This window comes from Vibrio sp. YYF0003 (genome assembly GCF_036350715.1).
GTDB lineage: Bacteria > Pseudomonadota > Gammaproteobacteria > Enterobacterales > Vibrionaceae > Vibrio > Vibrio natriegens.
Window position 1 is genome coordinate 51,644 of record NZ_JAZDWA010000010.1, and the last position, 22,645, is coordinate 74,288.

The window sequence follows — 22,645 nt, forward strand, 5'->3', positions numbered from 1 at the left end:
TTAGTTATCTCTGTCTTGTTTTTGGACTGGTGGAACGGGGTCATACCCCCCTTCATTCAAAGGGTGGCATTTTAATAGACGTTTGCCTGATAACCAACATCCTTTTACAAAACCGTGAGCTCTCAAAGCTTCTAGCGCGTAAGTGGAACAAGTTGGTGTGAACCGGCAACGAGGACCAATCAAAGGGCTGATAAACCAGCGATACAGATAAACGAGCCCAATGGCTATCCACGTGAAGGGCGAGACAGGCGTTGCCATAGCTTATCAAACAATTTAAATAATTCCTCATTGCTTAAATCTTGCGCGCTTTTCTTCGCGATCACAACAAAATCTTTGTTTGGAAGTTGATGTTGCTTATTACGGAAGCTTTCACGAGCCAGGCGCTTAAATCGGTTACGACCGACGGCAGTTTTAATCTGCTTTTTCGGAACGGCTAGACCTAATCGTGGATGAGAAAGAGTGTTATTGCGAGCAATGATGGTGAAATGAGGCGAGCCAGCACGATGAGCCTGCTGGAAGACGTTTTGATAATGCTCGGGAGTTAACAAACGTAACTCCCGATTAAACGCGTACGTGTTCAAAATAAACTAGCGATTATTTTGATAGGCGCGCACGGCCTTTTGCACGACGTGCGTTGATAACTTTACGACCGTTCTTAGTTGCCATGCGAGCACGGAAGCCGTGAGTACGCTTGCGCTTTAGAACTGTAGGTTGAAAAGTGCGTTTCATGATAATTACCTTTACTGATCAGTAGTTTTAGGTTCTTGTTAAACCCGGCGTGGGCACATGCTTTCTTATATAAAGAAGCTCTTTACATAGAGAAGGCAACCGACGCCTCTCAACAAAGAGGCGGAATTGTAATCACACTCACATAATGTGTCAATGACTCAATGCGTATGAAATTCCGGCCGGGCGATTATACGTAGTGTGAGTAAAATCTCAAGGATCAATCGATCCTATACCTTGATCGTTACTCTATTCCCACTTGGTTAAGGAATTTTTTCAAACGAGGATCTTGTGGATTATCGAATATATCCTGTGGAGAACCTTGTTCAACAATATTGCCTTCCGCCATGAAGATCACCCGATCGGCGACTTCTTTGGCAAATTGCATTTCATGTGTCACCACCAGCATGGTTTGATGCTGGTTAGCTAACTTCTTCATTAATGACAACACTTCGCCAACCCATTCTGGATCCAGAGCGGAAGTGGGTTCATCAAAGAGCAGAAGCTCAGGTTGCAGAGCCATAGCTCGGCCAATGCCGACACGCTGCTGCTGGCCACCAGATAGCGCAGCCGGATAGCTGTCGCCTTTGTCGCCAAGGCCAATATCATCCAGAATCTGCTGAGCACGAGTCAGCGCTTCCTGTTTCTTCCAGCCACGCACGGTAATCAAACCTTCGGCAATATTCTGACGAGCGGTCATATGAGCAAACAGCGCGTAGTTCTGGAACACAAATCCAGTGCGACGGCGTAAAGCCAGTACTTCTGCTTTAGTGTGTTTATTTACATCAACCGACACATCATCAATTGTGATGCGCCCTTCGTCAGCTTGTTCTAAAAAGTTAACTGTGCGTAATAAGGTGGATTTACCGGTACCACTGGAGCCAATGATAACGATGATTTCACCTTGTTTTATGTCGATATCGATGCCCTTGAGTACTTCAGTATCACCAAAGCGCTTATGAATATTCTCTAATTTAATCATCGAACGTACGCCTTATTCAGTTTCGCTTCAGCCCAAATTTGAACGCGGGTCAGAATCACGACCACGCCCCAGTAAATCAGAGCGACGGCAAGGAAAGCTTCAAAGAATCGGAAGCTGGATGATGCTTCCATCTGCGCTTTCGCCATGATTTCTGCCACGCCCAGAGTAAAGGCGAGGGAAGTCGATTTAATCATATCGATGAAGTAGTTCATCAGAGATGGCAGCGCAACACGAGTCGCTTGCGGCAAGATAACTCGACGCATCGCCTGAGTGGTCGTCATGCCCACCGATAAGCTCGCTTCCATCTGGCTGCGATCAATACCTATGATTGCCGCTCGAATACTCTCTGCCATGTAGGCGGCAAAGTGGAGAGTTAAACCGATCACGGCCGCAGAGAAAGCGTCGAGGCCAACCATAAATGGAAAGATTTGCGGTAAGCCGTAATAAAGCAGGAACAGCTGAACTAAAAGTGGGGTTCCTCGGAAAAAGCTGATGTACAGCTGGCTCAATTGATCGAGTACTGGAACCTTAAAAACGCGGATATTGGCTAAAATGATGGAAAGAATCAGTGAGAACACCAATCCCCATGTTGCCATTTCCATGGTTGTGCCAAGATATTTGAGCAATATCGGCAACAGTTCCAACATGTAATTAAAATCAAATCCCATTCGGCATACCTGAACGCTAGAGAAAAGAAAAGGTGGAAAACTATGTTCCACCTTCACGTAAATTTATAGAGGTGAGGAGGGTATCTCTCCGCACCTTATATTTCAAAGTGTTTTATTTGGTAATGTCGGCACCAAACCACTTCACGGAAATCTTCTCAACCGTACCGTCTGCACGCATTTCTGCAAGTGCTTTGTTAACTTCAGCTTGTAGCTTTTGACCTTTTTCGTTGTTTACGAACGGCCAGGCGTTTTGAATGGTTTCAAATGGTTCGCCAGCTAATTCTAGTGGAAGACCGGTTTTCTTGATCAGCTCTAGTGCTGACAGACGATCCATAACAAAAGCGTCAGAACGACCTAAAGCAACATCGTGCTCGATACCGGTATCGTATGTCTTGATGTTGATTTTGCCGTCTTTATCGTACTTACGAAGAAGCTGCTCAAAGTTCGAACCTAGGTTTACTGCTACGGTTTTGCCAGCCAGATCATCGATGCCTTTGATGCTGTCGTTGCCTTTACGTACTGTGATTTGTGCACCGTCAACCACGTATGGGTCAGCAAACAGGTATTTTGCCTTACGTTCTTCTGTCATGGTGATCTGGTTTGAGATCGTATCGATTCGCCCCGTTTCTAACAGACCAAACAAACCAGAAAAGTTCGCAGTGACGTATTCGATCTTGTAATCATTGCGCTTACCAATCTCATCCCACATATCCACTTCAAAGCCTTGTAGCTTATCTTGCTTTACAAAAGTGAATGGGAAGTAGCGGCCTGACATGCCAACTTTTACTTCTGTTGCTGCTTGAACAGTCGCCGCAGATAGTGCAATAGCCGCCACAGCAACCTTAATCCAGTTTTTCATCATAAATCTCCACAATTTTATGGTCAGATATACTACTGTTAAATAACTCAATTAAATAATAACCAAGTGCAATAATCTAGACCGTAGTGTAATAAGTTATTTGTCTAATCTATCATAATTACATTTTTACAAACTACTAACAAAAACGATCTCATCGATGACTGGAGATCAAAAAATCCCTGCCGGAAATAAAACAATACACAGAGTTATCACCAATCACATGATCTGGCCATTTTTGCCCAATTGTGGATCGTTATGTGGGCAAATTTGGGGCAAGGTGTGTTGATCTCACTATGTTTGACGAAATAATTGTGAATAACTTCGATCTTATTCACTGGATCGTCGATCAATTGCTGGCGATCTTGGTTATCAACAGGTAAAATTGCCAGTCTTTTCCGATAATTCAACTACTCAGTGGGGGCGCCGTGTCATCTTCGCTTTGGCTGCAATGCTTGCAGCAGCTTCAAGAAGAGCTACCAGCAACAGAATTCAGTATGTGGGTTCGTCCGCTACAAGCGGAGCTCAATGACAATACGCTCACTCTATTCGCACCAAACCGTTTTGTGTTGGATTGGGTGCGTGATAAGTATCTGAACAGTATTACACGCTTACTGCAGCAATATTGCGGTAACGACATCCCTAACTTACGTTTTGAAGTGGGTAGTCGTCCTGTTTCAGCACCTAAACCTGCGCCGACGCGCACGCCTGCGGATGTTGCCGCTGAATCTTCAGCGCCAGCACAATTACAGGCTCGTAAACCGGTTCATAAAACGTGGGATGATGACGCACAAGCGATCGCAGACATCAATCACCGCTCTAACGTGAACCCAAAACATAAGTTCAACAACTTTGTCGAAGGTAAATCGAACCAGTTAGGTTTGGCTGCGGCACGTCAGGTATCGGATAACCCGGGCGCAGCGTACAACCCATTGTTCCTTTATGGTGGGACTGGTCTGGGTAAAACTCACTTGCTCCACGCGGTGGGTAATGCGATTGTGGATAACAACCCGAACGCGAAAGTGGTGTACATGCACTCTGAGCGTTTCGTACAAGATATGGTAAAAGCGCTGCAAAATAACGCGATTGAAGAGTTCAAACGTTACTACCGCAGTGTTGACGCACTTCTTATCGATGATATCCAGTTCTTTGCCAATAAAGAGCGCTCGCAGGAAGAATTCTTTCATACCTTCAACGCGTTATTGGAAGGCAACCAACAGATCATCCTGACTTCTGATCGTTATCCAAAAGAGATCAGTGGGGTAGAAGATCGCCTGAAATCTCGTTTCGGTTGGGGTCTGACGGTTGCGATCGAACCACCTGAGCTGGAAACGCGCGTAGCGATTTTGATGAAGAAGGCCGAAGATCACCAAATTCACCTGGCTGACGAAGTGGCATTCTTTATTGCTAAGCGCTTGCGTTCAAACGTTCGTGAACTAGAAGGTGCACTAAACCGAGTTATCGCCAATGCGAACTTTACTGGTCGACCAATTACGATTGATTTTGTACGTGAAGCACTGCGCGATCTACTGGCTCTGCAAGAAAAACTGGTGACTATCGATAATATTCAAAAGACCGTTGCGGAATACTACAAAATTAAAGTGGCGGATCTACTGTCTAAGCGTCGTTCTCGTTCAGTCGCTCGTCCTCGTCAGCTGGCGATGGCATTGGCGAAAGAACTGACTAACCACAGCTTGCCAGAAATTGGCGATGCGTTTGGTGGTCGCGACCACACCACGGTACTGCATGCATGTCGCAAGATTGAGCAGCTGCGTGAAGAGAGCCACGATATTAAAGAAGATTACTCTAACTTGATTCGCACCCTGTCCTCTTAATCGGTTAGAATAACGGTATTCTAAGCAAATCATTTATTGAGCTGACAGCGTAAAGAGCCAAGCATGAAATTTACTATTGAACGTAGTCATTTAATCAAACCGCTACAACAGGTCTCGGGTGCTTTAGGTGGCCGACCAACCCTGCCTATTCTGGGTAACTTACTACTTAAAGTAGAAGAGAACGTGCTTTCAATGACCGCGACCGATTTGGAAGTGGAATTGGTGAGCAAAGTGACTCTGGAAGGGGATTTTGAAGCGGGCAGCATTACCGTTCCTTCGCGTAAGTTTCTCGACATCTGCCGCGGTTTACCTGACGATGCGATCATTACCTTCGTATTAGAAGGCGATCGCGTACAAGTTCGCTCTGGCCGCAGTCGTTTCTCATTGGCGACGCTACCTGCGAACGATTTTCCAAACATTGAAGACTGGCAAAGTGAAGTAGAAGTCTCACTGAGCCAGGCTGATCTGCGCACACTGATCGACAAAACCCAGTTCTCGATGGCGAACCAGGACGTTCGTTACTACCTCAACGGTATGTTGTTTGAAATTGATGGCACGACATTGCGCAGTGTCGCGACCGATGGTCACCGTATGGCGGTGTCTCAAACTGAATTGGGTGCGGACTTTGCACAAAAGCAAATTATTGTGCCACGTAAAGGTGTCCAGGAACTCGTTAAGTTAATGGATGCTCCAGAGCAACCGGTCGTATTGCAAATTGGTAACTCTAATGTACGTGCTGAAGTGAACAACTTTATCTTCACTTCTAAGCTGGTTGATGGTCGTTTCCCTGACTACCGCCGCGTATTGCCGCAAAGCACTAACAAAACGTTAATCGCAAGCTGTGATGAGTTGCGCCAGGCATTTTCACGTGCTGCGATTTTATCCAATGAAAAATTCCGTGGCGTGCGAGTAAATCTCGCGGATACGGAAATGCGCATTACTGCCAACAACCCAGAGCAAGAAGAAGCTGAAGAAATGCTGGACGTGAGCTTTGATGGCGAACCGATCGAAATCGGCTTCAACGTCAGCTACGTACTGGATGTGCTGAATACGATACGTTGTGAAAACGTGCGAGTGTCGATGTCGGACGCGAACGCAAGTGCGCTGATTGAAAACGCCGACGATGACAGTGCCATGTATGTGGTGATGCCAATCCGTCTATAAGCGAACAGAATGCCTCTTTCTCGCCTTATTATTCAGCAATTTCGAAACATTAAAGCCTGTGATATTCAGTTATCAACAGGCTTTAACTTTCTTATCGGGCCTAATGGCAGCGGTAAAACCAGTGTTCTGGAAGCGGTCTATTTACTTGGACATGGTCGCTCGTTCAAAAGCTCTCTGACTGGCCGAGTGATTCAAAATGAGTGTGATGAACTGTTTGTTCACGGGCGTTTTTTGAACTCTGATCAATTTGAGCTACCAATCGGCATTAATAAGCAGCGCAATGGTTCAACAGAGGTTAAAATAGGCGGTCAATCCGGGCAAAAACTCGCTCAGTTGGCACAAGTATTACCACTGCAGTTGATACATACGGAAGGGTTTGATTTACTTACTGATGGCCCTAAACATCGGCGCGCATTTATCGATTGGGGTGTGTTCCATACTGAACCCGCTTTTTATGATGCGTGGGGTCGTTTTAAGCGTCTCAATAAGCAGAGAAACGCGTTATTAAAAACAGCCACTAGTTACCGAGAGCTCAGTTACTGGGATCAGGAAATGGCACGTTTGGCTGAAAACATCAGCCAGTGGCGCGCGTTGTACATCGAACAGATGAAAAGCGTCGCAGAAACGATCTGTCAGACATTTTTGCCAGAATTTGAGATCCAATTAAAGTATTATCGAGGTTGGGATAAAGACACTCCGTACCAAGATATACTGGAAAAGAATTTCGAGCGTGATCAGGCATTGGGGTACACCTTTAGTGGCCCAAATAAAGCTGATTTGCGCATTAAAGTGAACGGAACACCTGTTGAGGATGTTCTTTCACGCGGTCAATTAAAACTCATGGTTTGTGCATTGCGAGTAGCGCAAGGGCAGCACCTGACAGAGATGACCGGTAAACAATGCATTTACCTAATTGACGACTTTGCGTCGGAATTAGATAGCCAACGTCGCAAGCGTCTTGCTGACTGCTTGAAAGAGACGGGCGCACAAGTATTTGTAAGCTCTATCACTGAAAACCAAATCGCCGACATGTTGGACGAGAATGGAAAATTGTTTCATGTGGAACATGGCAGGATAGAGTCAAACTAGAAGAGAGAAACTCATGTCTGAAAATTACGATTCATCGAGTATTAAGGTACTGAAGGGTCTGGATGCGGTACGTAAGCGTCCAGGTATGTACATCGGCGATACGGACGACGGGACCGGCCTGCACCACATGGTTTTCGAGGTGGTGGATAACTCAATTGATGAAGCGTTGGCAGGTCACTGTAAAGACATCGTTGTGACAATTCATGAGGATAACTCGGTTTCCGTTAGCGACGATGGTCGTGGCATTCCAACAGAAATGCACCCAGAAGAAAAAGTATCAGCAGCCGAAGTTATCATGACGGTACTTCACGCTGGTGGTAAGTTCGATGATAACTCATACAAAGTATCGGGTGGTCTGCACGGTGTAGGTGTTTCGGTAGTAAACGCACTGTCTGAAAAGGTTGAACTGACCATTCACCGTGGTGGCCATATCCATACTCAAACCTACCGTCACGGTGAGCCTCAGGCTCCTCTAGCGGTTGTTGGTGATACGAATAAAACCGGTACACAAATTCGCTTCTGGCCAAGTAGTGAGACTTTCACTAACACAGAATTCCATTACGACATTCTAGCTAAACGTCTGCGTGAACTATCGTTCCTGAACTCTGGCGTTTCTATCAAGCTGTCAGATGAGCGTGAAGAAGATAAGCATGACCACTTCATGTACGAAGGTGGTATTCAGGCATTTGTTCAGCACTTAAATACCAACAAAACGCCAATCATCGAGAAAATCTTCCACTTCAACTTTGAACGTGAAGACGGCATTTCAGTAGAAGTTGCAATGCAATGGAACGATGGCTTCCAAGAGAACATCTTCTGTTTTACTAACAACATTCCACAGCGTGATGGTGGTACTCACCTAGCTGGTTTCCGTGCTGCGCTGACGCGTACACTGAACACTTTCATGGATAAAGAAGGTTTCTCTAAGAAAGCGAAAACAGCAACCTCAGGCGATGACGCACGTGAAGGTCTGACAGCTGTTGTTTCTGTAAAAGTGCCTGATCCAAAATTCTCAAGCCAAACCAAAGACAAACTGGTGTCATCAGAAGTGAAATCAGCAGTTGAGTCGGCGATGGGTGAAAAGCTTTCAGAATTCTTAGTTGAAAACCCGAGTGAAGCGAAGATGGTTTGTTCTAAAATCATCGATGCAGCACGTGCTCGTGAAGCCGCGCGTAAAGCTCGTGAAATGACTCGTCGTAAAGGTGCGTTAGACCTAGCAGGCCTTCCAGGCAAACTTGCTGACTGTCAGGAAAAAGATCCGGCACTCTCTGAACTATACATTGTGGAGGGTGACTCTGCTGGCGGTAGTGCTAAGCAGGGTCGTAACCGTAAGAACCAGGCTATCCTGCCGCTGAAAGGTAAGATCCTGAACGTAGAGAAAGCACGTTTCGACAAGATGCTTTCTTCACAAGAAGTAGCGACGCTTATCACAGCGCTAGGTTGTGGTATTGGGCGTGACGAATACAACCCGGACAAACTGCGTTACCACAACATCATCATCATGACCGATGCCGACGTCGATGGTTCGCACATCCGTACGCTACTGTTGACTTTCTTCTACCGTCAAATGCCAGAGCTTATCGAGCGTGGCTACGTGTACATCGCTCAGCCACCACTATACAAAGTGAAAAAAGGCAAACAAGAGCAGTACATCAAAGATGAAGAAGCGATGAACCAATACCAGGTATCATTGGCACTGGACAACGCGTCACTACACGTTAACGCAGAAGCGCCAGCTCTTGCGGGTGAATCGTTGGAGAAACTGGTACAGCAATACAATGCTGGCATTAAGCTAGCTGATCGTATGAGCCGCCGATACCCTAACGCTTTGATGCATGAGCTGATTTACACGCCGCGTTTGACACCAGAACAATGTCACGATGCAGCAGCTGTTGAAGCGTGGACTAAGCAGCTTGTTGAGCAGCTTAATGCAAAAGAAGTGGGCGCGAGCCAATACAGCTTTGAGGTTGAACAGCACGCAGAGCTTGGTCTGAGCCTACCTAAGATTATCGTACGTACTCATGGTGTGACACATGAGCATGCACTAAGCATCGACTTCCTGAATTCGAAAGAATACAGCAAGTTGGCGGATCTATCTGAAGAGCTTGATGGCCTGATCGAAGAAGGTGCTTACATTAAGCGTGGTGAGCGTACTCTGGCAATTTCAAGCTTTGCAGAAGCACTAGCGTGGCTGGTTAAAGAGTCTATGCGTGGTCTAAGCCGTCAGCGCTACAAAGGTCTGGGTGAGATGAACCCAGATCAGCTTTGGGAAACCACAATGGACCCAGAGACGCGCCGTATGATGCAAGTAACCATCGAAGATGCTGTTGGTGCAGACCAGTTGTTCACAACATTGATGGGTGATCAGGTTGAGCCACGTCGTAACTTCATTGAAGAGAACGCACTGAAGGTTGCTAACCTAGACGTGTAGTCGAAAGCGTTTCTAATTAAACGTTTATTAAGACCTGATTTCGGTAATATATCGGAATCAGGTCTTTTTAGTTTCAGCTAACTTTACCGTTGCTGTAACCCAATTATCCCAGCTGTACTATCTGGCTCATCGAGCTTTAAACCTGTCTGTTTATCTCTTCCTTTCCATCAGACCGACTCTCTACCGCAGATAATCAATCATTCAACTCCTGTCGCTTTAAAGACTGGCTCTTCGCGACTCGACGCTAACGTGGTTTGTTTTTTTATTAGAAAAACATCAAGAATAAGAACCTCGTCGAATGTCAGAATTATCTTACTTATCAGTTAGTTTTATCTGTGAAAGTATGAACCAATATCACTAAATTGACTGATTAAAACTATTCCAACAATAAAAATCATTATCCGTAAATTACGGAGCGCAATTGAACAATGAATTTTTCTATCTCTTCAAGTCACGCTTAGGTGCATGACTTCATCACTAACTAGGTAAAAATAAAGTGTACAGAACTTTACCTCTTTTAATTTCATTGCTTTTATCCACATACTCAAATGCGAATAGCTTTGAAGCCAAACTTCCGTGTCTCGCACACGATAAAGATGTCTTTATAGGGTGGATGACAAAACAAGAATGCATTGAAAAACAAGGTGTGACTCCAGATATGTTGGGAGAAAAAAGCGAAAGTGGGAGTAAAAGTGAAACTTTAGCTTCGACAACTACGCCAAATAAGAAATAAGTGAGTCTCGCCTAAGCCAAGCACTAAGAACTTAAGGGTGTTGTTCTAATACCCTAAATTTTTTTCTTATTATCCCTTGAAAGCGTATTTTCAGACCTTATATCTAGAATTGAAGAGGTTAGCTGACTTGCTAGAGACTAGAAGAACAGCCCTCTGCAACCGCTAAAACAAGATCGCTCAAAAGAGGATGCTTTGTTTTAGCACACAACTTAACTTAATGATTCCTGTCATGTCTCGGTGAAAAGCGTTTTCACTGGCGGAATGATTTGGATCCCTTAGCTCGGCGCTGGTTTTTGCATAAACACGCCAATTAGATGAGTGTCATCTGAGCTAAGACTATTGCTTGATTAAGAGGATAGATTTTATGCGTAATGTAGATTTCTCACCACTATACCGTAATGCAATTGGCTTTGACCGTCTGTTTAACCTGATGGAAGCAAGCTCTGCGAAAAACTCTTCTGGCGGTTACCCTCCATATAACATTGAGCAAAAAGACGAGCATAACTACCGTATTACAATGGCGGTTGCAGGATTTGCTGAAGAACAGCTCGATCTGACTCAAAATGAAAACATGTTGATAGTGAAGGGTGAGCGTAAAGCGGAAGAAGGTAAAAACTACGTTTACCAAGGTATTGCAGAGCGCGACTTTGAACGTAAGTTCCAGCTTGCTGACTACGTAAAAGTAATTGGCGCATCAATGGAAAACGGCCTGCTACACATTGATTTGGTTCGTGAAATTCCAGAAGCGATGCAACCACGTAAAATTGCTATCGGCGGCAATAACTTGCTAGAAAACAACTAATCAGCAAGTAGTTTGCACATAGAGTGAGAAAGAGCGCCAGTTGGCGCTCTTTTAGTTTGTTTTTTTATTTACCTTCTTGGTAAGCCTTTTCAACTTCTTCAGCGATAATTGCGATACCTTTCTGCATCATCTCGTCATCCTGAACGTAGTTCATACGCAGACATTGATGCGCATGATCCCATTCATCTTCCTGACCGATAAAGAAGTATTCACCCGGTACAATCAGCACTCCACGATCTTTCAGGCGTTGGTACAGTTCCATAGTGGTGATTGGTAGTTCGTCAAACCATAGCCATAAAAAGATAGCGCCTTCAGGTTTGTGAATACGAAAACGTGGGTCGGTGATCGCTTGCTGTAGAAGTTCTACCGCACGTAGAGATTTCTGCTTGTAATAAGGCTTAATCACATCCGAACTCAATCTAAGCAGGTCGCCATTACCAATGATATGGTTGGCCAGCGCAGGACCGACACTACCTGGAGCCAGACTGATAATGCCATTCATATTGGTCAAAGCCTGGGTAATCGCTTCGTTGGCAATTACGATACCGCAGCGCACACCCGGTAAGCCAAGTTTGGACAGACTCATACACAGGATCGTATTGTCATTCCAGAATGGTTCAACATCTTCAAAAATGATGTTCGGGAACGGCAAACCGTAAGCGTTATCAATGATCAACGGAATGTTGTTTTCACGCGCGAGTTTATCCAGCTTGCGGACTTCTTCATCCGTTAGCACGTTGCCTGTTGGGTTGGTTGGGCGAGAAGCACAGATAGCCGCGACAGAGTCATCAACTTTCAGTTGTTCAAAATCAACGTGATACTTAAACAAACCATTGTCGAGCAACTCGATCTCCGGGTGGTAAGAGACGAAAATATCTTCATCAATACCGGCATCGCCGTAGCCAATGTACTCTGGTGCGATTGGCAACAGCACTTTTTTGTGTGAACCGTCAGGCTGTTGGCCGGCGAGTAAATTAAATAGGTAGAAGAAACCACTTTGGCTGCCATTGGTCAGACTGATGTTCTTCTCACTGATGTCCCAACCGTAGGTTTCACGAAACAGTTTTGCCAGCGCTTTGATAAACGCATCTTTACCTTGGGGGCCATCATAGTTGGTGAGCGCGGCGATGAGTTCTCCGCTGGCGAGCATTTCCTCACTGGCTTGGTGAAAGTAATCGAGCATGGCAGGAATGGCGGCAGGGTTACCTCCACCGAGCATGATGGCACCTGGTGTGCGCAGACCATCATTTAAATCATCCATTAACTGTGTGATACCTGAATACTGATTAAATTTTTCGCCAAACTTTGAGTACTGCATGTTTACTTATACCTAATTCATTGTGATTGCTTTGTGTAATCTTGCTGACTGAACATCAGCTTATAGTGTAATACTTGACCTTACCCTAATGTTATTACGACGCAAAGTGTGAATTCACTCGAAGAAGAAAAAAGTGTCTGTTCAGACCAGATGAATGGATTATAAAGCGAAAAGAGCAATAAAAAGGGAAGCCTACGCTTCCCTTGCTGGTGGAGAGATGGATGTGCTATTCGCCAGTGTAGACAATAAGCACCTTGTCATCCTGATATTGGCGCTCGAACGCGTAGTAGCCTTCCTGATTACGTGTAACGTGCTTACCTTGAGCAACGGCTGGGTGACGCTTACGGAATTCGCCCAGTTTTTGCCAGTGCTGCAGTAAGTCTTCACGTTCGCCATGAATCTTATCCCATGGCATGTCGGAGCGGGTTCCCTGATGAGTATCTGAACCGGTATGACCGAAGTCACGGGCAATCTCATCACCGTAATAGATTTGAACCGCACCCGGCGTCAACATTAACGCATTTGCTGCGCGTGCCTGATCATCGAAGCTGCGGCTACGTGCAGACCAGAACAGCTGAGTGTCATGAGAAGAAAGGTAACTTAACACATTGAACTCGGGATCGTTGTTGATTTGCTCTGCATAGCGTCGGTAATCACTGTCGAGGTTGGCAAAGCATTTCAGCGCTTTTGGTGCGACATCTGACTGGAATTCGAAATTAATTATCGAATCGAATCCGTTATCGAAGTACGGGCTCTTCACCACGCTGTGTGCCCAGACTTCTCCGGTCATCCAGAATGGTAAATCGTCCAGCGCTTTCTCTGGGTTGTTTTGTTTCCATTCAGCAAGAGCTTGTGTGGTACTGGCTTTCAATTCTGACCACGCATCCATTTCTACATGTTTGGCGGTATCGACACGGAAGCCATCAACGCCATAATCGCGGACCCAATCGGATAGCCAGGTGATCAGATGTTCGCGCGGCGTCTTTTGTTCATCACGTGCGCCGGTATCTTTGTTGTGGAAGAAGTTTGGCAAACCGGTTTTCTGAGTCGACTCGGTTTTCAGATCCGGTAAGTAGTTAAGAGACATGCTAATGTCGTTGTATCCCGGCGCATCGTAATTACCGATGTCGGTACGAATCCACGCTTTGCCCCACCATTTTTCCCACGCTTCGTTATCGCTGTATTTGACGTAGTCGTTGAAGCTATGCCAACTCTGCCCCGATTTTGGCTGCCAGTCGGTCCATTTTTCACCCAGTACTTGTTTCGCTTCTTGGTCATCAAGGTAAAGTTGACCAAAGCCAAACTCCTGCATATCGGCCAGTGTTGCGTAGCCAGTGTGATTCATCACGACATCCCAAATGATGCGAATGCCTTTCTTATGTGCGGTATCGATGAAGGTTCGCAGCTCATCTTCGGTGCCCATATTGGCATCAAGCTTAGTCCAGTCTTGGTGGTAGTAGCCGTGATAGCCGTAGTGTTTGAAATCGCCTTTGTCACCGCCGCCGACCCAGCCGTGAATTTGCTCTAGCGGTGAGGTTATCCAAATCGCGTTAACACCGAGAGATTCAATGTAGTCGAGCTTTTTGGTCAGACCCGCCAAGTCTCCACCGTGGAAGGTGCCGATTTCGTATTTACCGTCTTTACTGCGGCCATAGCTGTTGTCGTTGTTTGGATTACCATTGTAAAAACGGTCGGTCATGACGAAATAAACGGTGGCGTTATCCCAGCTGAATGGTTTATTCGCTTGTTGTTCAACTTCCTCTAGCAGTAGCAGCCCCTGACTCATTGGGCCTGGCTGAAGGGTGACAGCACCATCGGTTACGGTTGTCTCTTGTCCAGTCAGTGCATCTCGAACCAAAGTCCCATCACTAAAGGTTTCCGCGACATTGATGGTTTTAGCCGTATCGGTCGCGACAGGGCAGGTGAAGCTGGTTACCTGAGACTGTCTTGGTTTGATCTTAACCGTCAGCTCATTGGTCGTTGGGTTGAGCGTAAATTGGTAGGTATTGGCTTTGAAAATGCGCAGCGGCATAGTGGCATCCGTTGCACAGTTATCCATTTTTAATGGTGTGTTGAATTTGATGCGGCTTTCTTCTGCCAGAGCGAAGCTACTGCCACAGCTTTGTTTGCTGTCGGCAATCGTAAAGGTGTAATTGCCTTTATCCAGTTTCTGTTCTGCGACGAGTAATCCTTGATCGTTTTGTTCGAACATGGCTTTGTCATCACCGACGCTTAATACGATGGCATTTTCTGGAATTTGGCTGCAGGCACTAAGCAGACTAATAGAGAGTGCGAGAATTGTTTTTTTCATTGTGTCCTTCCCCCGAATAAACAGATCTTTTATAACAAAAAGAAGCCTCTACAATCCGAGTGATGCACCAACAAGTTAAACCTCTCTCACCCTACAAATTTTTGTCCTGTTCACAAAATGAGTAATATTTTTCTCTAACCTCGTCTTTTGTCCAACAAAAAAGGGAAGCATCTGCTTCCCTTTTGGTTATTTTGTGACTTCTTTTTCAGTCAGTAACTCAGTTTCGGTTACTTATTTTTGCAGAAGCGAGATGTCTGCGATCTGTAGGAACAAGTTACGCAGATTGTTCAGAAGGGTCAGACGGTTTTTCTTAAGTGCTTCGTCGTCTGCCATTACCATTACGTTGTCGAAGAACGCATCCACTGGCTCACGAAGGTCAGCAAGTTTGCTTAGGGCTTTTTGGTAGTTACCTGTTGCAAAAGCTGGCTCAAGTGCTTCAGTCATCACTTCAACGCTTTCTGCTAACGCTTTTTCTGCATCTTCTTGTAGAAGAGACAAGTCGATCTCTTCTGCTAGTTCGCCATCGAATTTCGCTAGGATGTTACCTACACGTTTGTTCGCTGCTGCTAAAGATTCTGCTGCTTCTAGCTCACGGAAGTGAGATACCGCTTTCACGCGTTGGTCGAAATCAGCTGGTTTAGTCGGGCGACGCGCCAGTACAGCTTGAATAATATCGACACTGAAACCTTCATCTTTATACCATGCATTGAAACGACCAAGCATGAACTCGATGACATCTTGCTCAACGTTGTCGTTAGTCAGTTTTGAGCCAAACTGTACTTTTGCTTCACGGATAAGGTCTAGAAGGTCTAGGTTGTAGCCGTTTTCAACGATGATACGCAGTACGCCCAGAGAAGCACGACGAAGTGCAAATGGGTCGCTGCCTTTAGGTGCTTGGCCAATACCGAAGATACCAACGATAGTGTCCAGCTTGTCAGCCATTGCCACTGCAGAAGAAATCGCAGTGCTTGGCAGTACATCACCAGCGAAACGCGGCATGTATTGCTCGTATAGGGCTAGTGCTACTTGCTCATCTTCACCATCGTGAGTTGCGTAATGCATACCCATTACACCTTGAGTATCCGTAAACTCGAATACCATTGAGGTCATTAGGTCACACTTCGCCAACAAGCCTGCGCGAGTCGACTTCTCAACATCGGCACCAATTTGTTTCGCGATGTAGCCAGAAAGCGCTGTGATACGATCGGTTTTGTCTTTGATTGTGCCCAGTTGCTTCTGGAAAATCGCGTTTTCTAGCTCAGGAAGACGGTCAATCAGTGGACGCTTACGGTCAGTGTTGAAGAAGAACTCGGCATCAGCTAGACGAGGACGTACAACTTTCTCGTTACCTTCGATAACGTGGCGAGGTTCTTTCGACTCAATGTTTGATACGAAGATGAAGTTAGGCAGTAGTTTCTTGTCTTCAGAGTAGACAGGGAAGTACTTCTGGTCACCTTTCATGGTGTAAACCAATGCTTCAGAAGGCACTTTCAGGAATTCTTCTTCGAATTTCGCTGTTAGTACTACTGGCCATTCAACCAGAGAGGTCACTTCTTCTACTAGGTCATCTTCTAGATCAGCGATACCGCCAACCGCTGCTGCCGCTTTTTTGGCGTCAGCTAGGATGATAGCTTTACGAGCTTCGTAATCCGCCATTACTTTACCGCGTTCTTCAAGAATCGCAGGGTATTGCTCAGCAGAGTCGATAGTGAATTCTTGCTCACCCATGAAGCGGTGACCGCGAATGGTGCGTGCAGAAGCGACGCCAAGGATTTCACCTTCGATTAGGTCGCTGCCCATTAGCATCGTTAGCGTTTTAACCGGACGAATAAATTGAGTCGTCTTGTTACCCCAGCGCATTGGTTTTGCGATAGGTAGGTTTGCTAGTGCTTTTGCTGCTAGTTCAACGATGATCTCAGATGCTGGCTGACCTTTCACTTCTTGTTTGAACAGTAGCCATTCACCTTTGTCTGTTACCATACGATCCGCTTGGTCAACCGTAATGCCACAACCACGAGCCCAGCCTTGAGCTGCTTTGGTTGGGTTACCGGCAGCATCAAATGCTGCAGAAACCGCAGGGCCGCGTTTTTCAACGACTTTGTCAGATTGGCTTTCTGCCAATGCTGCTACTTTAAGTGCCAGACGGCGAGGTGCTGCATACCACTTGATGCCTTCATGAGCAAGTTCTGCACTTGCCAGTTCAGCTTCAAAGTTTGCTGCGAATGCTTCAGCCAGAGTACGAAGTTGCGTTGGTGGTAGCTCTTCTGTACCCAGCTCGATTAGAAATTCTTTTGCCATGTTAGATCGACCCCTTACGCGTTATCTTCTTTTTTACACATTGGGAAGCCAAGCGCTTCACGTGATGCGTAGTATGCTTCTGCTACTGACTTAGTCAGGTTACGGATGCGTAGGATGTAGCGTTGACGCTCAGTTACTGAGATCGCCTTGCGTGCATCTAGCAGGTTGAACGCGTGGCCAGCTTTCAGGATGCGCTCGTAAGCAGGAAGTGGAAGAGGCTTTTCAAGTGTAACGAGCTCTTGACACTCTTTCTCACACTGTTCAAAGAAGCCGAATAGGAAATCAACGTCAGCGTGTTCGAAGTTGTAAGTTGATTGTTCCACTTCGTTTTGGTGGAAGATATCACCATAAGTAACTTTGCTGCCGTCTGGCGCAATGTTCCAAACCAGGTCGTAAACTGAATCTACTTCTTGGATGTACATTGCAAGACGTTCGATACCGTAAGTGATCTCGCCAGTTACTGGTTTACACTCAAGGCCACCAACTTGTTGGAAGTAAGTAAACTGAGTTACTTCCATGCCGTTTAGCCATACTTCCCAGCCTAGACCCCATGCGCCTAGTGTTGGGTTTTCCCAGTTGTCTTCTACGAAACGGATGTCGTGTACAAGTGGGTCAATACCAAGAACTTCAAGGGAACCAAGGTACAACTCTTGGATATTGTCTGGCGATGGTTTTAGCGCTACTTGGAATTGGTAGTAGTGCTGAAGACGGTTAGGGTTTTCACCATAACGGCCATCAGTAGGACGACGTGAAGGTTGTACATAAGCTGTCGACATTGGCTCTGGGCCAATCGCTCGTAGACAAGTCATTGGGTGAGAGGTACCCGCACCAACTTCCATATCTAGTGGTTGAACAATGGTACAACCATTTTGAGCCCAATAATCCTGCAGCGCGAGGATCATTCCCTGGAAGGTTTTGATATCGTATTTTTGCATAAGTCAGGTTCGCGCGATTCTCTTGTTACTCGTTAATTCGCCGTCTATGCCGAGTTTTACAACTCTAACAAGGGCGATAAGGAGTAATTACGGTTGAATAAATTAACAATCTAGTATACCCAGATATTGAGCATGGGAGTAGAGCTAATCTTGATTAATTCGTGGGCAATTTTCTCCTTTAATGGATTTTTACCGAGTTATCTACCGTATTTTTCTTAAAAGGGAGTTTTCGTCTGATTTGGTGCTTGAGATGCGCTACAAGGTTGGCTAGAATTGCGCCTGTCTTTGGGGAGTAGCTTACCCGATGGAGTTTCTATTTCATCCGGTTCGTTCGTCAACATAATTGGTGCAAAATCACCATGGCGCTCGAGACTCGAAGCCTTTCGAGTTTAGCAAGACCTTAGACAAATCATCACGAACCGGGGTGGGGCGTGAGGTTTGTCTATGGTTAAATATTATAATCCCTGCCCCAAAGAGCATGTCGTGAGCGTTTTAGCTATTTCAATTACTACTGTCGCGTTAGCAGAAATTGGCGATAAGACCCAATTGCTTTCGTTGTTACTTGCTAGTCGATACCGTAAACCGGTTCCTATTATTGCAGCCATCTTTTTAGCCACTATTGCTAACCACGCTTTAGCTGCATGGTTAGGTGTCGTTGTAGCCGATTATCTTTCTCCTGAAGTTTTAAAATGGGTGCTGGTGGTCAGTTTTGTTGCCATGGCGGCCTGGATTCTGATTCCGGATAAACTCGATGACGATGAAGAGATCTCCAACCGCGGCCCGTTCATTGCCAGTTTTATTGCCTTTTTTGTTGCTGAGATTGGAGACAAAACCCAAATAGCAACCTCTATTCTGGGCGCGCAGTATGCCGATGCCTTGAGTTGGGTGGTATTAGGTACGACGATAGGTATGTTACTGGCGAATGTGCCTGTGGTTCTGATCGGTAAGTTATCTGCGGATAAAATGCCATTGGATCTTATCCGTAAAGTGACCGCCTTTTTGTTCGTCTTATTGGCGATTGGTGCGGCATTCTTCTAATTTCACCTATGTGGGTAAAGCTAACGGCTTAGCGTTACTTTGCCCCGAAACGTCGTTGAAAATGGAGCGAATTATCAATAACTAGTGAATTCGTGGCTTACTTCAAACTCTGGCATAAATTCGTTCAATAGCGTGACGAGTGGCATATTAGTGTCATACTTGTCATGGTAGTTTAGTGCTGTGAATGATAGCGAGAGGGCAAGTTTATGCTTACACGTTACATGGGGATGACCCCAAAGAGTCAGAGTTATTTATTCACTTTTGGTTTGGTACTGTGCTTGTTGGCATTGGTGCTAACCGATATGTGGTTACCGATTGTAGCGGGAACTTTCATACTCACCGGGTTAACGGTAGAAGCATGGATTCGGGTTGCACACATCATACCGATGCATGAAGAAATGCGGGCGATGAAGAAACAGCTCAATAAGCTACAGTCAGAAATACGCACATTAGAATACGATGAATAAGTAAACGGCAGCCAGATAGGCTGCCGTTTTTGATTATTCCAAACCTTTCTTTATCAGGTATTGATAGGGCAACTGCTCTGTTTGTGCCGCTATCAACTGATGATCCATAAATCGGCAGAAACTCGGAATATCTCGAGTCGTCGATGGATCGTCCGCTTTCACCAGCAAAATTTCACCATCTTGCATGTTGCGAATTGTCTTCCTGACCATCATCACTGGCTCTGGGCAGCGCAGTCCCTCTGCTTCTAACGTCTTGGTTGCCAGTTCAGGATTAAAGCTCATAGTGTGACTCTCGTAGCTAACTTAGCGTTGAATTTTACGTTCGTGGAAAAAATATTCAATAACCACTTGGCAAAGTGTTATTTTTGCTTTACCTTAAATTAACAAATTGGTAACAAGTGGTGAGGAGAGGCGATGCTGACAGCTTTAGACAGACTAACGATATATTCTGTGCTGTGCTTTATTTCGTTCTGTGCGTTAGTGCTCAGAACTCCAGCTGAAACCTCACTGATGCCTTTAGTAGGCGTGATTGCAACGATTTTGGGTATTTGGATTGAGATGCATAAATGGTCAGATGCATCCGAGCAAGAAAATTAATTTTGCTTAACTCAATCAAGATACATTGATTTTGCCATCTTCTTTTTACCAACACTTCATTCCGACACTATCCCCATTTTTTCTTGGGCTTCCCCGCTGAAAGGCGGGATTTTTTTTGCCTGAAGAGTACAATTTATCTAAACCCATTCATAATATATGGTCATTGTGGAATTAGAAGACATTTATCGCCGAGACCTCAATTTACTAGTCGCATTACGTGTTCTTATAGAAGAAAGCAGTGTTAGTAAGGCAGCAACCCGTTTGAATTTAAGCCAGTCGGCGATGAGTCGAGTACTTGGGCGACTACGTGACTTATTAGGCGATCCTCTTTTTACTCGTCAGGGGCAGCACTTGATTCCGACGCAAAAGGCTCTGGAAATTGATCGTTCTCTGGGAGAGCCGTTAGAGTCGCTGCGCCAATTGCTTTCACCTATTGAGTTTGATCCACTGCAATGCGACCAGACTTTTACTATCGCCACGACAGACTACGCCATGCAGACCATCTTGCCTTTTGCCTTGCCGCGTATTTATCAGGAAGCGCCCAATGTGTCGTTTAACTTCCTGCCATTGCAGCACGATAGGCTGTCTGATCAACTTACTTATGAAGGCGCCGATCTCGCCATTTGCCGACCGACCGGTCCCATTGAGCCATTGCGTAGTGAAATATTAGGCCGGGTTGGTGTGTTGTGTTTATTGTCGAAGCAGCACCCGCTGGCAGATAAAGAGATGAATCTCGAAGATTATTTGGGGCATCCACATGCAATGATTGCAATCAGTGATGGGGTAAATGCGCTGATTGAACAAGCTCTGATTGATAAGCCACAACGTAAAATGGTGCTGCGTGCTTATCACCTGGAAGCGGCATTGGCGATTGTTGATACCTTGCCAATCATTATCACCGTTCCGGCAGATTTAGCGTATTTGGTAGCGGAGCGTTATGACCTGATGGTGAAACCTCTGCCGTTTGAATTTACTCCGTTTGATTACTCGATGATCTGGCATGCGCGTTGTGAGCATTCACCTGCGCAAGAATGGCTGAGAGGGATTGTGAAAGAGGAGTGCGGACGTTTGATTGCCAAGCGCATCGAAGACATGGGATTAGGTTGATCAAAAAGAGCCAGCAATGCCGGCTCTTAGTCTGTCTAATTTGTGACTTTTGATCTTAAAGCTTGATAACCACACGACCAGTAACCTGGCCATTAGTGATGTCTTCAGCGTACTTCGGAGCTTCTGCAAGTTCGACTTCGGTACAAGCTTGCTCAAAGTAGCTATCAGGTAATAGCTCAACCAGCTTTTCCCATGCGGCGATACGTTTTTCAGTTGGGCACATAACTGAGTCCACACCTTGTAGGCGCACGTTACGTAGGATAAATGGCATCACAGTTGTTGGTAGATCAAAGCCACCAGCCAGGCCACATGCTGCGACTGCGCTGTTGTAATCCATTTGTGCCAGTACTTTTGCCAGCACTTTGCTGCCGACAGTATCAACTGCACCTGCCCAGATTTGTTTCTCAAGTGGACGAGCTGGTTCTTCAAACTCAACGCGGTCGATGATGCGACTAGCGCCCAGCTTTTCTAGCAGTGGACCGTTTTGTTTTACGCGACCAGTAACGGCTGCGACTTTGTAACCCAGTTGAGCCAACAATGCGACCGCGACTGAGCCCACGCCACCACTTGCGCCAGTAACAAGGATTTCGCCTGCTTCTGGTTTGATATCAGCATCAAGCAGCGCTTGAACACACAGCATTGCGGTAAAGCCAGCGGTACCGACCATCATTGCTTTTTTGCTGTCTAGACCTTTTGGTAGCGGTACTAACCAATCGGCTTTCAAGCGAGCACGTTGCGCCATACCACCCCAGTGATTCTCACCTACGCCCCAGCCTGTTAGTACCACTTTGTCGCCAGCCTGGTAGCGTCCATCTTCAGATCTCACCACGGTACCAGCCAGGTCAATGCCTGGAACCATTGGGAAGTTACGGATGATTTTACCTTTTCCCGTAATCGCCAAACCGTCTTTGTAGTTTAACGATGAGTAGTCAACGTCAATCAGGACGTCACCTTCAGGGAGTTGGGTTTCATCAATTTGTTCGATGTTGGCGATAGTACGTTTGTCTTCTTGGTTTAGAACTAGAGCATTAAACATGAGGTTCTCCGAGTGTGCGGTAGTGTGGCTGGGATGCCACAGCAGCAAGATATTAACTGCCTCTAAGTGTATGTCTTGTTTAGTTATGAATAAAATGAAAGTTCATCATTTAATCTATGCGTTTAGTGCATAGATCTCTTATAAAAACTTAAAAATAAAGGGCGACACAACATGTCGCCCTTAAGTCTAATACTAAATGACTTTAGCATCGGTGCATTTCATCAGGATGCCGAGTGGATCACTCTGTAGTTC

The 22,645-nt window shown here is 45.7% G+C and carries 22 protein-coding genes; 10 read left to right on the plus strand and 12 right to left on the minus strand.

Features of this window, described 5'->3' with window-relative positions:
- The 6 genes from yidD to V1U08_RS20945 all read right to left on the minus strand — a co-directional run bounded on the left by yidD (position 1) and on the right by V1U08_RS20945 (position 3,235).
- Positions 1 to 258, minus strand: a complete 258-nt coding sequence (yidD, locus tag V1U08_RS20920; RefSeq protein ID WP_005378822.1) for a membrane protein insertion efficiency factor YidD — start codon at positions 256 to 258, stop codon at positions 1 to 3.
- The gene (rnpA, locus tag V1U08_RS20925; protein ID WP_020333575.1) at positions 225 to 548 is read right to left on the minus strand and encodes a ribonuclease P protein component; all 324 of its coding nucleotides are present in this window, start codon (positions 546 to 548) and stop codon (positions 225 to 227) included. The genes yidD and rnpA overlap by 34 nt, the downstream gene beginning before the upstream one ends.
- A 46-nt stretch (positions 549 to 594) precedes the next feature.
- Positions 595 to 729, minus strand: coding sequence for a 50S ribosomal protein L34 (gene rpmH, locus V1U08_RS20930; protein WP_005378825.1), 135 nt, complete (start codon positions 727 to 729; stop codon positions 595 to 597).
- 241 nt (positions 730 to 970) lie between these two features.
- Positions 971 to 1,708: an amino acid ABC transporter ATP-binding protein gene (locus V1U08_RS20935; RefSeq protein WP_020333576.1), complete on the minus strand. Its 738-nt coding sequence runs from the start codon at positions 1,706 to 1,708 to the stop codon at positions 971 to 973.
- On the minus strand, positions 1,705 to 2,376 hold the full coding sequence (locus tag V1U08_RS20940) for an amino acid ABC transporter permease (protein WP_014230420.1): 672 nt from the start codon (positions 2,374 to 2,376) through the stop codon (positions 1,705 to 1,707). The genes V1U08_RS20935 and V1U08_RS20940 overlap by 4 nt, the downstream gene beginning before the upstream one ends.
- Positions 2,377 to 2,488: 112 nt before the next feature.
- Positions 2,489 to 3,235: an amino acid ABC transporter substrate-binding protein gene (locus tag V1U08_RS20945; RefSeq protein ID WP_014230421.1), complete on the minus strand. Its 747-nt coding sequence runs from the start codon at positions 3,233 to 3,235 to the stop codon at positions 2,489 to 2,491.
- Positions 3,236 to 3,660: 425 nt separating this feature from the next.
- On the opposite strand from V1U08_RS20945, the gene dnaA reads away from it, so the two are divergent.
- The 6 genes from dnaA to V1U08_RS20975 all read left to right on the plus strand — a co-directional run bounded on the left by dnaA (position 3,661) and on the right by V1U08_RS20975 (position 11,286).
- Positions 3,661 to 5,067 carry a chromosomal replication initiator protein DnaA gene (dnaA, locus tag V1U08_RS20950; RefSeq protein WP_014230422.1) on the plus strand — a complete coding sequence of 469 codons (1,407 nt, stop codon included), beginning with the start codon at positions 3,661 to 3,663 and terminating at the stop codon, positions 5,065 to 5,067.
- 63 nt (positions 5,068 to 5,130) lie between these two features.
- The gene (gene dnaN, locus V1U08_RS20955; RefSeq protein ID WP_330471365.1) at positions 5,131 to 6,231 is read left to right on the plus strand and encodes a DNA polymerase III subunit beta; all 1,101 of its coding nucleotides are present in this window, start codon (positions 5,131 to 5,133) and stop codon (positions 6,229 to 6,231) included.
- A 9-nt stretch (positions 6,232 to 6,240) separates the two neighbouring features.
- Positions 6,241 to 7,320: a DNA replication/repair protein RecF gene (recF, locus tag V1U08_RS20960; RefSeq protein WP_330471366.1), complete on the plus strand. Its 1,080-nt coding sequence runs from the start codon at positions 6,241 to 6,243 to the stop codon at positions 7,318 to 7,320.
- A gap of 13 nt (positions 7,321 to 7,333) precedes the next feature.
- A complete protein-coding gene (gyrB, locus tag V1U08_RS20965; protein ID WP_330471367.1) occupies positions 7,334 to 9,751 on the plus strand; it encodes a DNA topoisomerase (ATP-hydrolyzing) subunit B in 2,418 nt (805 codons plus the stop codon).
- Between the two features lie 496 nt (positions 9,752 to 10,247).
- Complete coding sequence (locus V1U08_RS20970) at positions 10,248 to 10,484, plus strand: hypothetical protein (protein ID WP_065298924.1); 237 nt, start codon at positions 10,248 to 10,250, stop codon at positions 10,482 to 10,484.
- A gap of 364 nt (positions 10,485 to 10,848) precedes the next feature.
- Positions 10,849 to 11,286: an Hsp20 family protein gene (locus V1U08_RS20975; RefSeq protein ID WP_020333579.1), complete on the plus strand. Its 438-nt coding sequence runs from the start codon at positions 10,849 to 10,851 to the stop codon at positions 11,284 to 11,286.
- Between the two features lie 64 nt (positions 11,287 to 11,350).
- Here V1U08_RS20975 and V1U08_RS20980 read toward each other — a convergent pair whose 3' ends face one another.
- The 4 genes from V1U08_RS20980 to glyQ form a co-directional block, all read right to left on the minus strand.
- Positions 11,351 to 12,604, minus strand: coding sequence for a valine--pyruvate transaminase (locus tag V1U08_RS20980; RefSeq protein WP_020333580.1), 1,254 nt, complete (start codon positions 12,602 to 12,604; stop codon positions 11,351 to 11,353).
- Positions 12,605 to 12,830: 226 nt separating this feature from the next.
- Positions 12,831 to 14,915 carry an alpha-amylase gene (locus tag V1U08_RS20985; RefSeq protein ID WP_330471368.1) on the minus strand — a complete coding sequence of 695 codons (2,085 nt, stop codon included), beginning with the start codon at positions 14,913 to 14,915 and terminating at the stop codon, positions 12,831 to 12,833.
- Between the two features lie 231 nt (positions 14,916 to 15,146).
- Positions 15,147 to 17,213 (minus strand): glycine--tRNA ligase subunit beta, encoded by a 2,067-nt coding sequence (gene glyS / locus V1U08_RS20990; RefSeq protein WP_330471369.1) that lies wholly within the window; start codon positions 17,211 to 17,213, stop codon positions 15,147 to 15,149.
- Between the two features lie 14 nt (positions 17,214 to 17,227).
- Entirely contained in the window at positions 17,228 to 18,148 is a 921-nt protein-coding gene (gene glyQ, locus V1U08_RS20995; RefSeq protein ID WP_239950283.1) for a glycine--tRNA ligase subunit alpha, read from the minus strand.
- A 483-nt stretch (positions 18,149 to 18,631) separates the two neighbouring features.
- Between glyQ and V1U08_RS21000 the strand changes: the two genes are divergently transcribed.
- Positions 18,632 to 19,186 (plus strand): TMEM165/GDT1 family protein, encoded by a 555-nt coding sequence (locus tag V1U08_RS21000; RefSeq protein WP_014230432.1) that lies wholly within the window; start codon positions 18,632 to 18,634, stop codon positions 19,184 to 19,186.
- A gap of 206 nt (positions 19,187 to 19,392) precedes the next feature.
- Positions 19,393 to 19,653 (plus strand): hypothetical protein, encoded by a 261-nt coding sequence (locus V1U08_RS21005; protein WP_020333584.1) that lies wholly within the window; start codon positions 19,393 to 19,395, stop codon positions 19,651 to 19,653.
- Positions 19,654 to 19,686: 33 nt separating this feature from the next.
- On the opposite strand, the gene tusA is transcribed toward V1U08_RS21005, so the two are convergent.
- The gene (gene tusA / locus V1U08_RS21010; RefSeq protein WP_014230434.1) at positions 19,687 to 19,935 is read right to left on the minus strand and encodes a sulfurtransferase TusA; all 249 of its coding nucleotides are present in this window, start codon (positions 19,933 to 19,935) and stop codon (positions 19,687 to 19,689) included.
- Positions 19,936 to 20,067: 132 nt separating this feature from the next.
- Here tusA and V1U08_RS21015 point away from each other — a divergent pair, with 132 nt between their 5' ends.
- Complete coding sequence (locus tag V1U08_RS21015; protein ID WP_014230435.1) at positions 20,068 to 20,250, plus strand: hypothetical protein; 183 nt, start codon at positions 20,068 to 20,070, stop codon at positions 20,248 to 20,250.
- A 165-nt stretch (positions 20,251 to 20,415) separates the two neighbouring features.
- Positions 20,416 to 21,357 carry a LysR family transcriptional regulator gene (locus V1U08_RS21020; RefSeq protein WP_065303049.1) on the plus strand — a complete coding sequence of 314 codons (942 nt, stop codon included), beginning with the start codon at positions 20,416 to 20,418 and terminating at the stop codon, positions 21,355 to 21,357.
- A gap of 55 nt (positions 21,358 to 21,412) precedes the next feature.
- Here V1U08_RS21020 and acuI read toward each other — a convergent pair whose 3' ends face one another.
- Positions 21,413 to 22,393 carry an acrylyl-CoA reductase (NADPH) gene (acuI, locus tag V1U08_RS21025; RefSeq protein ID WP_330471370.1) on the minus strand — a complete coding sequence of 327 codons (981 nt, stop codon included), beginning with the start codon at positions 22,391 to 22,393 and terminating at the stop codon, positions 21,413 to 21,415.
- Positions 22,394 to 22,645: the final 252 nt, after the last annotated feature.

What these genes read in the sequence shown, in the direction of transcription:
- yidD (WP_005378822.1), bottom strand. Translation starts at nt 258, where the DNA reads ATGGCAACGCCTGTCTCGCCCTTCACGTGGATAGCCATTGGGCTCGTT.
- rpmH (WP_005378825.1), bottom strand. Translation starts at nt 729, where the DNA reads ATGAAACGCACTTTTCAACCTACAGTTCTAAAGCGCAAGCGTACTCAC.
- V1U08_RS20935 (WP_020333576.1), bottom strand. Translation starts at nt 1,708, where the DNA reads ATGATTAAATTAGAGAATATTCATAAGCGCTTTGGTGATACTGAAGTA.
- V1U08_RS20940 (WP_014230420.1), bottom strand. Translation starts at nt 2,376, where the DNA reads ATGGGATTTGATTTTAATTACATGTTGGAACTGTTGCCGATATTGCTC.
- V1U08_RS20945 (WP_014230421.1), bottom strand. Translation starts at nt 3,235, where the DNA reads ATGAAAAACTGGATTAAGGTTGCTGTGGCGGCTATTGCACTATCTGCG.
- dnaN (WP_330471365.1), top strand. Translation starts at nt 5,131, where the DNA reads ATGAAATTTACTATTGAACGTAGTCATTTAATCAAACCGCTACAACAG.
- recF (WP_330471366.1), top strand. Translation starts at nt 6,241, where the DNA reads ATGCCTCTTTCTCGCCTTATTATTCAGCAATTTCGAAACATTAAAGCC.
- gyrB (WP_330471367.1), top strand. Translation starts at nt 7,334, where the DNA reads ATGTCTGAAAATTACGATTCATCGAGTATTAAGGTACTGAAGGGTCTG.
- V1U08_RS20975 (WP_020333579.1), top strand. Translation starts at nt 10,849, where the DNA reads ATGCGTAATGTAGATTTCTCACCACTATACCGTAATGCAATTGGCTTT.
- V1U08_RS20980 (WP_020333580.1), bottom strand. Translation starts at nt 12,604, where the DNA reads ATGCAGTACTCAAAGTTTGGCGAAAAATTTAATCAGTATTCAGGTATC.
- V1U08_RS20985 (WP_330471368.1), bottom strand. Translation starts at nt 14,915, where the DNA reads ATGAAAAAAACAATTCTCGCACTCTCTATTAGTCTGCTTAGTGCCTGC.
- glyS (WP_330471369.1), bottom strand. Translation starts at nt 17,213, where the DNA reads ATGGCAAAAGAATTTCTAATCGAGCTGGGTACAGAAGAGCTACCACCA.
- glyQ (WP_239950283.1), bottom strand. Translation starts at nt 18,148, where the DNA reads ATGCAAAAATACGATATCAAAACCTTCCAGGGAATGATCCTCGCGCTG.
- V1U08_RS21005 (WP_020333584.1), top strand. Translation starts at nt 19,393, where the DNA reads ATGCTTACACGTTACATGGGGATGACCCCAAAGAGTCAGAGTTATTTA.
- tusA (WP_014230434.1), bottom strand. Translation starts at nt 19,935, where the DNA reads ATGAGCTTTAATCCTGAACTGGCAACCAAGACGTTAGAAGCAGAGGGA.
- V1U08_RS21015 (WP_014230435.1), top strand. Translation starts at nt 20,068, where the DNA reads ATGCTGACAGCTTTAGACAGACTAACGATATATTCTGTGCTGTGCTTT.
- acuI (WP_330471370.1), bottom strand. Translation starts at nt 22,393, where the DNA reads ATGTTTAATGCTCTAGTTCTAAACCAAGAAGACAAACGTACTATCGCC.